Source organism: Liquorilactobacillus aquaticus DSM 21051, assembly GCF_001436755.1.
GTDB lineage: Bacteria > Bacillota > Bacilli > Lactobacillales > Lactobacillaceae > Liquorilactobacillus > Liquorilactobacillus aquaticus.
Genome location: NZ_AYZD01000025.1, coordinates 60175 through 72709, shown reverse-complemented (window position 1 = coordinate 72709; position 12535 = coordinate 60175). Strand labels below are relative to the sequence as shown.

Here is a 12535-nt window from a genome sequence, read left to right as displayed (position 1 = left end):
GGTAAAATATTGAAAAATCTCGTGTGATAGAGTTTGAATTGAAAGTTGCTGTGCAGGTTGAATAAATAATTGGGGACAGGAACGAATGGTTTGTAGTATTCTAGTATAAAAAGGGGTGGATAACAATGTTTCCAGAACGTTTAAAGGCTTTGCGCAAGGGGCGTGATTTGACCTTGGCAGAATTAGCTGTGGAATTGAACAAGATGAATGAAGACAATTTGACTGAGCGGCTTAATTCAGGCCCGCAGATTGGAAGCTGGGAAAGAGGAATCAATACTCCTTCTTATCTTGAAGTACTTAAATTAGCACGCTTTTTTGGCGTTACACTCGATTTCTTAGTTGGAAATAGTTATGGTGTGCGGGATTTGTCGGATCTTTTTGCTATGAATACTGAATTATCGATGGAAGGCCATATTCTGAATGGTCAAGAACGCGAAATAATTTATGGGCTCATCAAGAGTTATTTACGAGGCAAGTATCCATTGGAAACCCAGGATAATGATGACAGTGATGGTGAAGTAACTTTACCTCTTCATTAAATGAGCACGCTAAGACCGGAGAAAGAGAAGGAACTTTTTTTGAAAAAATTCTGGAAAAATGTGGGATTGATATTGATAGGCGCTTTTATCTATTCATTTGCGGTTAACAGTTTGTTAATGGCGAATCACTTAGGTGAAGGCGGGGTAACAGGGCTGATGACGATTTTATATTACTGGTTAAATGTCTCACCAGCACTGACGAATATAATCTGCAATGGGGTATTACTGCTTGTTGGCTGGAAACTGCTCGATAAGCGGACTATCGCCTACACAGTTGTTGCGGTGACAGGTATTTCGGCCTTTTTAAAAATGACGGCAACCTGGGGTTTAAAACTGGAGGAACCAATAGTTGGGGCGCTTTTCGGCGGTATGCTGATGGGAATTGCCCTTGGCTTTATCATGTATGGCGAAGGAACGATTGCAGGTAGTACTATTCTAGCCAAAATAATCAATCGGTATCTTGGAATCAAGACTGGGACAGCAATGCTGTTCTTCGACTTGATCGTTGCAGTACCCTCATTTCTTCTGATAGGAATTGAGAACATGCTGCTAACTATCATCGAACTTTATGTATCGGCTGCTGTTTTGAATCAATTGCTGGCAATTTTTGGTAAGCGCAAGGCACTGACTATTATTTCCAAAAAGCATGAACTGATTGCTAAAAAAATTGCAGAAATTACCCAAAAAGGTGTGACTTTGATTCCAGGTCAGGGAGTAGTCAGCGGAGATCCTCAGATGATGGTTTATTGTATTTGCGAGCAAAAACAGCTTGTAAAAATTATGGCGGCAGTTCGAGCTGTTGATGAGCATGCTTTTGTAGTAATGGAGGAGGTCCATAGTGTGTATGGAAAGGACAGTTTGCGAATTTTGTGAGGGCAAGATATTAAGTTGTTTTATCTATGATACGGCTATGGTAGAATAAATTGAAATAATCAAAATGAAATGGAAGGAGCTACTTTTTTGAGTGTTATTTCGAAGTTATATGGACCCTTCTTTGATGTAGAGAATTGGAAAAGTGTGGTTGAATCCGGTAGTGATTGGATGATCATTCTTTCTTTGGTTTTGATCGAATGCCTGCTCTCGGTTGATAATGCAATTGTATTAGCAGCACAGACACAGACGTTGCCTACAAAAAAAGAGCAGGAGAAGTCCTTGTTTTATGGTTTGTGGGGGGCATATCTTTTTCGCTTCTTAATTATCGGGATAGGAACATATTTAATTAATTTTTGGGAGATCAAGGTCCTTGGGGCTGGATATCTGTTATACTTATCGATCAATCATTTTTATCGGATTTTTCATCCGGTGCCTATGAAAGAAGGAAAAACTAAAAAGAGATTACTCCCACTGTTCTGGTCGGTTGTTATCTCAATTGAAATGATGGATATTGTTTTTTCAATCGATTCAGTTCTGGCGTCGTTGGCAATTTCCAGCAATCCTGTAATTGTTCTGATAGGTGGAATGATTGGTATAATATGTATGCGTGGGATCGCTGAGTTCATCATTAAATTAATGGAGCTTGTTCCAGAGCTGGAAGTTATGGCTTATGGGTTAATTGCGTTGATCGCAGTTAAGTTGTTTTTGTCGATTCCAGCGATTGATATTGAAATTCCAGCCGCACTTTTTGCCATTATTGTTTTTCTCTCAATTCTTGTAACGATCATTGTAAATCGGATTCGGCATTAGCTCTTTTTTCGTGCTTGAAATAGGAAACTAATGATAAAGTAGGCTAAGATATATGTATAAAATGATAACGTGTGATCTAGATGAAACGTTGCTGACTGATAGCAAGAAGATCACCGACGAAAATATTAGAGCGATCCAAGCTGCAGTGGCTAAGGGCGTTTATTTTGTACCCAACACTGGGCGCAATTACCTGACGGTCCAGGACAATCTACGTGAGCTTGGATTGTTTCAGAAGAAAAATGAATACGTTATCTCTTTTAACGGAGGTGCGATAGTTGAAAATAAAAACAACCGTTTTTTGAAAGTCAATGCAATGTCATTTGAAACAATTGAGCAGCTTTTTAAGCTGGGTGTCGAGCATAATTTTTGCATTCATGTTTATTCGCTGCATCAGTTATATATTTGGAATATGAATCAGAGTGAGATCAACTATTTAACTGGTCGAATCAACGGTTGGGTCGATTTGAAAGAAGATAATATCGATGAATTGCAGGGAGAAGAGCTGGTTAAAATACTTTTTTATGTTCCAGCGGCCAAGGAAAGGCTTGCTCTCAGAGAATTTGTGACCCAAGAGTTAAATAAAAATTTGAATATTACATTTTCTTCGGATCGATACATTGAATTTAATGATCCTACCGCTGATAAAGGGAGTGCAACCATTCAATTAGGCCAGCAATTAGGCATAAATCCTGAGGAAATTATTGCTATTGGGGACAATAGTAATGATTTACCGATGATTCAAAAGACCGGCATGGGTGTTTGTGTTAGTAATGGCAAAGATTTTGTTAAGGAGCAAGCTGATTATATTACAAAAAAGGACAATAATCACAGTGCGGTTGCAGAGGTCATTAAAAAATTTATTTTGTAACAGGGCCCTTGGACTCAGAAAAAAGTCTACGATGGCTAGCTTGTTGAGAAGAGTGTCTTCAAGACTCTTTGAATGTACTGCTAATATGATGAAAGGACTGAGAAGATGTTTATTCCAGATGAAAAAAGATATAATGTTTTACCTTACAGAAGAGTCGGAACAACAGGATTACGCCTGCCGGTAATTTCACTAGGCTTATGGAAACGCTTCGATAGTGCAGCTCCATATTATGACAGAAAGCAGATTGTTTTAAACGCTTTTAATAAGGGAATTTTTAGCTTTGACTGTGCAGATCATTATGGATATCCTGAAATCGGAACATCAGAGAAATTATTGGGTGATATACTACAGGGAGAATTAAAACCGCATCGTGGCGAGCTGGTTGTTACAACTAAGGTAGGATATCGAACAATCCCGGGACCTTATGGACATTTCCTATCACGCAAAACGATTCTGCAATCGATTGATCAGAGTTTAAAAAGGCTAGGAACGGATTATGTTGATATTTATTATGCCCATCGGTTTGATCCGCATACAGACCTAGAAGAAACAGCGCTGGCTTTAAATGATGTTGTCCGGCAAGGAAAAGCACTGTATATTGGTATTTCTAACTTTGATGTGCAGCAAACAAAGGCAATTACGCGGCTTTTTAAAAAGATGGGTACGCCTTTCACGGTTAATCAGGTGTCATATAACATCCTAAACAGGGATGCAGAAACGAGCGGATTGCTTGATGTAATGGAGCATGAAGGAAAGAGCATTGTAGCTTATGGGCCGCTTGCAGAAGGCCTTTTGAGCGAACGGTATCTGGATGGCATTCCTGATTCCTATAAGATTCATCACACAAGTCAAGCAGTTTTTGATGAAGGAAAAGACAGAGTTCTCCAAAGAATACGTGGGTTAAATGAGATCGCAAAAGAGCGAAACCAGACACTTTCACAGTTAGCGCTGGCTTGGCTGCTGCGGAATGAAGTAGTTGCGAGTGTTATTATTGGCACAGCAAATCTCCAACATTTAAACGATAACTTGGAAACAATCAACCATTTAGATTTCTCTGAAGATGAACTTGAGCGTATCAACACTGTTTTAGAAAAATAGCCCTGCAAAAGCAAAAACGGGCAGTTGATGAGACTAAGTGATTCTGGGTGTTAGCAATATGAAGCTGCGGCAATGATATTTGGCCACAGCTTTATTTTTTTGATTTTTCTAAGTAAACATAAAAAATTTTTTGTTAAATTTACAAAAGTGCAGTCAAATGCTAGAATACAAAGGATGGTTTTGTGATGAATGGTTTGGAGGATTGTTATGAAAAGTGAGCCTAGATTGTGCATAGTGATACCTTGCTTCAATGAGCAAGAGGTATTGCCGGTCACTGCGCCTAAGTTTTTAGATAAGATATTAGCATTGTCCGAAAAGAGGATGATTGCTCCCGATAGCAAAGTTTTATTTGTAGATGATGGGAGTAAGGACGGAACATGGTCATTGATCAAGCAGCTTGCTGAAGAGGATGAACATTTCAGCGGTATTAGGCAAAGCAGAAATCGTGGACATCAAAATGCGGTTTTGGCTGGCTTGATGGAGTCAATTGGTAAATATGACATTACCATTTCAATTGATTGCGATGGACAAGATGATATCAATGCAATGGATAACATGGTTGAAGAATATGCCAAAGGTAACGAAGTGGTATATGGCGTCCGCAGTTCGAGAAAAACAGATACTTTCTTTAAACGCTTTACGGCGGAGTCATATTATAAATTTTTGAACATGATGGGGGCGGAGGTTGTCTATAATCATGCCGATTACCGCCTGATTTCAGAACGCGTTCTGCGCGAATTGGCTAGGTTTAAAGAGGTTAATTTATTTTTGCGGGGAATGATCCCGCTGGTAGGTTTTAAAAGCACCTCCGTTTATTATAAGCGGCATGAGCGTTTGGCGGGAAAGAGTCATTATCCTTTGAGTAAAATGCTTGCCCTTGCATTTAACGGAATAACAAGTTTAAGCATTAAACCTATTCGAGTTATTACAGCTCTGGGAAGTTCTGTATCGCTGCTTAGTTTTGCTATTTTGATCTGGGTAATTATCCGTTTTTTGATGGGTGAAACTGTTAGCGGCTGGGCTAGTACCTGTGCGCTCTTAACCTTTATCGGTGGTATCCAATTAATTTGTTTGGGGATTATCGGCGAATATATCGGCAAAATATATTTAGAAACAAAAGCTCGTCCACGTTACATTATCAGTGAAAGGACAACTAAGAATGATGCTAGATAGACTAAAAAAATTTTTTGATATTACAATGCTCAAATTCATAGTGGTTGGTATCGCGAACACAATTTTCGGAATGGCAATCATGTTTTTGTTTTACAATCTTTTTCATTTTAACTACTGGATTTCTTCAGCTTCTAATTATATTTTTGGAAGTATTTTAAGCTATTTCTTGAATAAATACTTTACTTTTCAGAATAAATCAAAAGACAAGCGGATAATTGTGCGTTTTGTGATAAATATAACCATTTGTTATCTAGTGGCATACGGAGTTGCACAGCCTGTCATAAAGGTTCTCTTCAGCAGCTTTCCGCAGGGAACACAAGATAATATTGCGATGCTGGCAGGAACAATTCTGTTTGTGGGTCTAAATTACCTAGGACAAAGATTTTGGGCTTTTAAAAAAGAGTAGGTTTAATAAATTAAAAAGAACTTGGCCTAAGTTTTATACCTTTGGCGTTAATGAACCAGGATCCATTTTTTTTGAGAAAACAGTAGTCTGCAGGAGTGTCACTTTTGAGGATAGACACACTCAATAAATCTGATAACTGCTTTTCTCAATTATCTATCTTTGGTATAATCAGCTTGATCTACAAATAACGTATACCAGTGCGAGAGCGTAATTGCTTCGAGTACTATCTTTTGTCTGTAGTGGTGGTTCGCGAAAATCCCACCAAAATAAAAAACTAGAAAGAGGTCTTTGAATTGGAGAATACCCATGAAAGAACGGTTGGACTCCTTAAAAGTGGATTGATTGCAGCGTTGTATGTTGTGATCACAGTGGCATTGATACCGTGGAGCTTTGGACCAGTCCAATTACGATTGGCAGAAATGCTCAATAATCTTGCAGTTTTTAACAAACGTTATATTTGGGCGTTGACGTTGGGCTGTTTGATTGCAAATCTGTGGTCGAGTTTAGGGGTCGTTGATGTTGTATTTGGTTCCTTAGGCACATTGATGATGACCGGAGTCAGTTACTTGTTAAGCCGTTACACTGACTCTGTGCCGCGTAAGCTGGTAATCAGTGTAATCTCTTGCACGGTATTGACTTGGAGTGTAGCGCTTGAACTTTTCTTCGTTAGTCATGTGCCTTTCTGGGCGACATACTTATCCGTGGCGATTGGTGAACTTATCTCAATGGTTATCGGCGCAGTAGTGTTTTGGTTGATTAGCCTGCGGATTGATTTAACCAAGTAAGTGAGATAAAAATTTTCAGAATAGCGAAAAAAATTAACTATAGATATGAAAATCTGTTTTTTATGTAGTTAGATTGCTTAAGAAAAAGCGGATTACTAAAGTACATTAACATGAAGATCGCATGAAATTACAATAGGGCTAGTCCAAATTAACGTTTGGTTTAGCCCTATTATTTTATCTTTGTGTTGTACGAAATAACATGTTTACGATGGTTTAGTGTATTTCCAATGCTATTTTATGTGAATTTTATTTGTAGCTTGAAATTTCAATTAAATTTTTATCGTAGTCATTAATATAGATCGAAGTCATTTCACCTTCCGAACCAATTCTTTTAAGTGGGCCTTTGAGGATGGGGATATAGTAGCTGATCAAGTGGTTAGTGATCTGATCCATTGAATCACCTGCTATAATACATAAATTAGCTGAACCAACAGTGGGATCAGCAGGGCCTAGGGAGTATTCCTCATTGACAAGACGAAATTCAATCAATTGATGCCCACAGCGAACACAGTTTTCCATGTCTGTTTCCTTATCCTTAATAATTGGCATATCGAAGACTTCATGATAGAATCGAATGGCTCGCGGGAGGTCCGCAACGGTTAAAACGATATGATCAATTCGTTTGATATTCATTAACAATCGGCTCCTTTGTAATTTAAAATCAACGTGATAAGTAAGTAACAAAAACAGGGCAGAATAATAATCATTCTGCCCTGTTTTATTGCGCAATAATTACTCCTTGAATGTATTATTTTCAACATCTTGTAAGAATTTTTTTAAATGAGCGAAATAAACGGGAGCATTATCGATCATATGATGATGTCCGCCATTTGGAGTTGTTTCTAATCGAGCATGTGGAATTACGCTTGCCATCCTTCGTGCAGTGGCGAGTGGCATCGTTTCATGCTCGCCGTAAGTGATCAATGTTGGAACATTGATTTTATGAATATCTTGCCGTCGATCCCAACCTTGCATTTTGCCGGTAACAACAAACTCATTATCACCTTGGAAATAGTTATAGACAGGTGTAGCCATGGTATCCGTCAAATGTGAAATTGCGGGCGGTTGTTTACGATCCACATAACCGCGATTTAAAGCATCAATCAACTCCTGATAGCGATCATTAGCATAATCATTTTCAGCTTCGCATTTTTTCATGAATTTTAGTTCATCATCTGAGAACTCTTTTTCACGAATAGCATTGATATTTGCGACATATTCTTCAATGTTGTCTGTCATACTTGAGATAATAATCCCCTTAAGGTGGTCAGGATATTTAAGCGCATATTCTTGTGTCAGAATACCGCCCCATGACTGCCCAATAAGATAGAAATTATCCAAGCCGAGTTTTTGACGAACTTCCTCAACTTCATCAATGAAATAGTCCATATTTAAAAACTTATCAATGTTTTCTTGTTTTGTGAAATCGGGCTGGTCTGAATACCAAGATCCAAGCTGATCATACATTGATACTTGAACACCGAGGTCGGAAAGTTTTTCTGCAAAGTTTTCATAATATTCATGGTTTCCTCCAGGACCGCCATGCAGGCAAAGCAGCTGAATATTGCCTTTGCCTTCGGTATGCGTCCATAAGTGGTAACCGTTGTCTAAGGTCAGGATAGTTGTACCTTGTTTCATCATCAAACACCTAGTTTCTTTAAAGATAATTTTATGATAGCACTTTAAGTTCACTTAGCGAAATAAATTGGAAAAGATTAACGAAAAGTAATTCTGTTACATTGAGCTTATTTTCAAGCAGCTGGCGGCTAACTTAATTGAATAAGCCAGATCTTCGTTTCCCCGAACCGTCATTCCCATGTCTGTTGCATAGATGATGAGTCCTAATTGGTGGTTTTTAGGCAAACGATAAAAAGTTGGTTGTAATTTGGCACTGACAGTGTAGAAGGAATTAGGCTGCAGTTCGTCATTTTGCCAATTAGAATGCCGATTTTGAAGATTGATGTGACCCTTGGAGATCATTTTCCAAGGAGTTTCTTCTGCTAATGAAAATTCGACAAGATCATCTTCACGCCATTGGAAGCCGCAAGCTATTCCTTTACGCTCAAGTACAGTTGGAGAAGTGCCCAACCGACATGCGTTGCCATAGTCGACCAGCATAAAGCTCAGCATCCCATGGCTTTTGTTAGTGGCTACCTGCATTGTCACTTCTGGTTCTCCTTGAATTATTTTATCCTCTGCCATAGCAGCCGTTCTGAATAATAAGCGGTTATGTTTTAAAGGTGAGTGGTCGGGAGTCAGCAGATCCTTTGTCCAAGTCGCTAGGTGTTTTTGATAGTAGTCAAAATCAGCAGCTGGTAATTTATCTTGAAAATTGGCAGCTCCTTCTGCAGGCCCAAGTTTGGATGAAACCAGTTCGTGCGGGCGCAAACAGTATTTTTCTATAGTATGTTGGGAGGCTGTCCAATCAGCAAAACTGTTCCATGTTTCAGCTTGGACATTATCTTGGACCAAGACATCAGGCAGTATTTCGGCAGCATGATTTTCAACGTTATACAGTTTAAATGAAAGCCAGAGATTCATCATGTCATTAAAATCAAGCGAACGCATATTGTTGATGTAAATATGCTGACCTTGATGAAGGATAAGCTTGCGCGTAACCGGAACTTGTTTTAAAGCTTGCCAAAGGTTGAAAACATTGCGCGGCTTAACGTTCCAGTCGTTGAGTCCATGAACCATAATGATGTCGGCCTTGACTTGAGATATTTTTTTTAAATAATTGCGGGCATCCCAAAAAGTATTGTAGTCGCCGGTTGAACGATCTTGTCCATTGGTTATGGCCGCTAATTGCTTTTTGAATACTTTTTTAACTTTTAGGTAATCCGCAGGCTGTTTTTTACGGCTGAAACATTCCATAGCCAAGACATCAGCGTCTTCACCGGGGAATCCACCGGGAGCAACAACAAGACCGCCATCGCGATAATAGTCATACCAGCTGGAAATAGCAGCTTCTGAAATTATGGTTTTTAATCCGCTGACCCCTATTGTTGCAGCGGCAGTTGCTAGTGTTCCAAGATATGATCTGCCGGTCATTGCAATGTTTTTATTGCACCACCAAGCGGATATAGCTGTTCCGTCACTTTTGTTAGTGAAAGCAGTCCGGGTACCGTTTAACCACTCAATTACAGCAACAGCAGCTTTTGTCTCAGTAGGAGAACCGCATGTTCTGATCCCATCTGAATCCATTGTACCGATCCCGGCTGCATAGACTGCTGCAAAACCGCGTGCAAGCAGATAGTCATTAAGGGTATAGGAGAATTCACGTCCAAATGTTTCTTCAGTCTTTCTAGTTTTGCGTATAATACGGCGTGGAGCAGGAGGAATCTCTTCCTGGGCTTGGTATTCAATATCGGCATAACTTACGTCGTTTGGTTTTTTATGTGTTAATGGTGTATTCATACTATGCATCATTTCCTTACCCTCAGCATCATTAGTACCTTGGTTATAAGGACTTGCAGTATAAACGACGGGGACTTGCAGGCCGGAAACAGTCTCCTCGGGTCTAATAACTTCTACTTTCAAGAGATCACGCTGACCATCTTGGTCGGTATCCAAGTCTGATTCAACATAGACTACTTCACGAATTAGTTTTTTTGTGTTGAAGATGGGCTGCGCCTTTCCATTAAAAAAAAGCGGCCCCGAAACAGTTCCCCAAAATGGTTTGAAGTAGCCAAGTGAGGCTAACTTATCTAACAAAGTCTGTCCACTTGTTGTATATGAACAGAGAAGATCATACCAAGCACTCAGAACTTCTTCTTTTGAGGAGAGTTGTTCTTGATAAGGGAGGTTGATTTTTTTCATAGCTGCGAGCGGATTAGAGAGGGAAAAGTCTTTTTCAGGTTCAAAGCCTAATAGCTGCAGACCGACATTATAGAAAGATTGGACAGTTACACTCGCTTTTTCAACATAAACAGGCAGTGAATGTGTCTCATCGGCTAAAAGTCCCTCTGCTTTTTGCTTTCGAACGGCAGCTGAACGAGCTTGCGGGAAAGCTTTTTCTACTAATCGTAACCATAGTTCGGCTGGTGTCTCAGTTTCAAATAATATAGGATCAATGTAATGGATACGCTCTAGTTCAGTGAGCTTATCTTTTAAAGAAGTTTTAATATGTGCAAATTGATTGTAACGCATAAGCTGATATCCTCCAGATGTTATCTTTAGTTCTTAATTATACCGTAAAAAAGATTCCTTGAATAAAAAGAGTGCAAATCCAAAGAGAAGAAAAAGAAAGAAGTGCTGCATATTTTTAGGAATTCCCTAATAATTACGCAACACTTCGAAAAAATTTTTTATTTGCTTTTAATCGAGTTTGGTTATTTGACTATGTTTGATACCGTACGTGAAGTAAATGATCATTCCAATTATGAACCAGATGATTGAGGCAATCCATGTTTCTTTGGATAGTTGAGTTAACATTAGAATGCAAAGGAGTGTGGAAACGATCGGTAAAAACGGATAGAAGGGAACTTTGAAACCGTCATTTGGAATATCTTTACGTTTGCGTAAGGGAATAATTCCAATTGAAACAAAGGTAAAGGCAATCAATGTCCCAATATTGACTAGATTGGTCAGCTGAGTCAGTGAAACAAAACCTCCCATAAAACTGATAATAATTGTTACGAACAGCATACTTTTATTAGGAGTGTGGTGCTTTGAACTTACTTCACCGAGAAATTTAGGCAACAAGCCATCGCGCCCAATTGAATAGATCAAGCGTGAGCTGCTGTAAATCATAGTGACCATCATGGTGAACATCCCCGCTAAGGCGCCAATTGAAATGATCCCGGCCACCCAATTTAGATGAACGAGCTGCAGGGCATATGAAACGGGATTAGCCACATCTAATTTTGTATAAGAAGTCATACCAGTCAATACAACTGAAACCAAAATGTACAACACCGTACATATTAGCAGTGTCCCAATTATTCCGATTGGCATGTTTTTCCGTGGATTCTTAACTTCGGCAGCTGTTGCAGAAACAACATCAAATCCTAGATAAGCAAAAAAGACTAAGGAAGCGCCCTTTAAGACACCATGGTAACCAAATGGATAAAACGGATGCCAGTTGGCTGGTTTAACATAAAACATACCGACAAGCAGGAAAAGAAAAATAATAGCTATTTTTACAACGACAATAATATTGTTAATACGAATGGAAGTCTTAACACCCTTTGAAAGAATGAATGAAATAAACAAGACAATTAAAATAGCTACAATGTTAACGTATGTTCCGTGAGCTGGATCGAAATTGCCGCTAATAGCTTTAGGTATCTGGAAACCAAAACCAGCTATAAAAGAATTGAAATAGGCTGACCAGCCAGTTGAAACAGCTGCAACGGCTAGCATATATTCAAGGATCAGAGCCCAACCCAGGAACCAACCAACGATTTCACCAAAAACGATATTACCGAATGAATATGCGCTCCCAGCAATTGGAAGTGCTGATGAGAACTCTGCATAACACATGGCAGCAGTCGAACAAATAATGGCAGCTACCACAAATGACAAGATAATACTTGGACCGCTGTGCAGAGCAGCTACTGTTCCTGGAAGTATAAAAATACCGGTACCTATAACAGCTCCGATACCTAATGCGATTAAATCACCGGCACTTAATGTCTTGGCAAGACGGCCATCTTTATCAAGATACCGTGAAAGATTTTCTTTTTTGAAAATTCTTTGTTTCAAATTCAATGAATAATCCCTCCATTTCTTTACAAAAAAAATAGAACATACAGTCATGATGATATACAATATGAGAGCATGATGTCAATTATATTTGAAAAACAATATTTTTTTAAGAAGGAAGAAACGTTCTTTTTCAAGGGAAAATTAGTTTTGGTTCAGAAGATACAGATTAGAAAGATAGGATTGAATGAAGGACCTAAATTATTTTATTCTGAGAGAAATTGACTATTAAGTTTGAAAGATTTACATTCATAGTCAAAGTCTTGTTTTAAAATTA

General features: G+C 38.8%; 12 protein-coding genes. 8 read left to right on the top strand and 4 right to left on the bottom strand.

Going from position 1 to position 12535, the window contains the following annotated elements:
* Positions 1–125: 125 nt before the first annotated feature.
* The 8 genes from FC19_RS08680 (at position 126) to FC19_RS08645 (ending at position 6552) form a co-directional block, all read left to right on the top strand.
* Entirely contained in the window at positions 126–539 is a 414-nt protein-coding gene (locus FC19_RS08680; protein WP_057876576.1) for a helix-turn-helix domain-containing protein, read from the top strand.
* A 39-nt stretch (positions 540–578) separates the two neighbouring features.
* Entirely contained in the window at positions 579–1412 is an 834-nt protein-coding gene (locus tag FC19_RS08675; RefSeq protein WP_235809357.1) for a YitT family protein, read from the top strand.
* Between the two features lie 69 nt (positions 1413–1481).
* Positions 1482–2222, top strand: a complete 741-nt coding sequence (locus FC19_RS08670) for a TerC family protein (RefSeq protein WP_420805502.1) — start codon at positions 1482–1484, stop codon at positions 2220–2222.
* Between the two features lie 52 nt (positions 2223–2274).
* On the top strand, positions 2275–3090 hold the full coding sequence (locus FC19_RS08665; RefSeq protein WP_057876573.1) for a Cof-type HAD-IIB family hydrolase: 816 nt from the start codon (positions 2275–2277) through the stop codon (positions 3088–3090).
* A gap of 105 nt (positions 3091–3195) precedes the next feature.
* The gene (locus tag FC19_RS08660) at positions 3196–4188 is read left to right on the top strand and encodes an aldo/keto reductase (protein ID WP_057876572.1); all 993 of its coding nucleotides are present in this window, start codon (positions 3196–3198) and stop codon (positions 4186–4188) included.
* A gap of 207 nt (positions 4189–4395) precedes the next feature.
* A complete protein-coding gene (locus FC19_RS08655; protein ID WP_057876571.1) occupies positions 4396–5361 on the top strand; it encodes a glycosyltransferase family 2 protein in 966 nt (321 codons plus the stop codon).
* Positions 5348–5767 (top strand): GtrA family protein, encoded by a 420-nt coding sequence (locus FC19_RS08650; RefSeq protein ID WP_235809356.1) that lies wholly within the window; start codon positions 5348–5350, stop codon positions 5765–5767. The genes FC19_RS08655 and FC19_RS08650 overlap by 14 nt, the downstream gene beginning before the upstream one ends.
* A 293-nt stretch (positions 5768–6060) precedes the next feature.
* Positions 6061–6552 (top strand): QueT transporter family protein, encoded by a 492-nt coding sequence (locus FC19_RS08645; protein WP_057876570.1) that lies wholly within the window; start codon positions 6061–6063, stop codon positions 6550–6552.
* Between the two features lie 246 nt (positions 6553–6798).
* Here the strand turns inward: FC19_RS08645 and FC19_RS08640 are convergent, their stop codons facing one another.
* From FC19_RS08640 to FC19_RS08625, 4 genes are all read right to left on the bottom strand, one after another.
* The gene (locus FC19_RS08640; protein ID WP_057876569.1) at positions 6799–7185 is read right to left on the bottom strand and encodes a VOC family protein; all 387 of its coding nucleotides are present in this window, start codon (positions 7183–7185) and stop codon (positions 6799–6801) included.
* 99 nt (positions 7186–7284) lie between these two features.
* Complete coding sequence (locus tag FC19_RS08635) at positions 7285–8190, bottom strand: proline-specific peptidase family protein (protein WP_057876568.1); 906 nt, start codon at positions 8188–8190, stop codon at positions 7285–7287.
* 96 nt (positions 8191–8286) lie between these two features.
* Positions 8287–10701: a Xaa-Pro dipeptidyl-peptidase gene (locus FC19_RS08630; RefSeq protein ID WP_057876567.1), complete on the bottom strand. Its 2415-nt coding sequence runs from the start codon at positions 10699–10701 to the stop codon at positions 8287–8289.
* 168 nt (positions 10702–10869) lie between these two features.
* Positions 10870–12264, bottom strand: a complete 1395-nt coding sequence (locus FC19_RS08625; protein WP_057876566.1) for an APC family permease — start codon at positions 12262–12264, stop codon at positions 10870–10872.
* Between the last annotated feature and the right edge of the window lie 271 nt (positions 12265–12535).

Bases quoted from the DNA above. Each gene is read 5' to 3' on its own strand.
- FC19_RS08680 (WP_057876576.1), top strand. From the start codon at position 126: ATGTTTCCAGAACGTTTAAAGGCTTTGCGCAAGGGGCGTGATTTGACC.
- FC19_RS08670 (WP_420805502.1), top strand. From the start codon at position 1,482: ATGGAAGGAGCTACTTTTTTGAGTGTTATTTCGAAGTTATATGGACCC.
- FC19_RS08665 (WP_057876573.1), top strand. From the start codon at position 2,275: ATGTATAAAATGATAACGTGTGATCTAGATGAAACGTTGCTGACTGAT.
- FC19_RS08660 (WP_057876572.1), top strand. From the start codon at position 3,196: ATGTTTATTCCAGATGAAAAAAGATATAATGTTTTACCTTACAGAAGA.
- FC19_RS08655 (WP_057876571.1), top strand. From the start codon at position 4,396: ATGAAAAGTGAGCCTAGATTGTGCATAGTGATACCTTGCTTCAATGAG.
- FC19_RS08650 (WP_235809356.1), top strand. From the start codon at position 5,348: ATGATGCTAGATAGACTAAAAAAATTTTTTGATATTACAATGCTCAAA.
- FC19_RS08640 (WP_057876569.1), bottom strand. From the start codon at position 7,185: ATGAATATCAAACGAATTGATCATATCGTTTTAACCGTTGCGGACCTC.
- FC19_RS08635 (WP_057876568.1), bottom strand. From the start codon at position 8,190: ATGAAACAAGGTACAACTATCCTGACCTTAGACAACGGTTACCACTTA.
- FC19_RS08630 (WP_057876567.1), bottom strand. From the start codon at position 10,701: ATGCGTTACAATCAATTTGCACATATTAAAACTTCTTTAAAAGATAAG.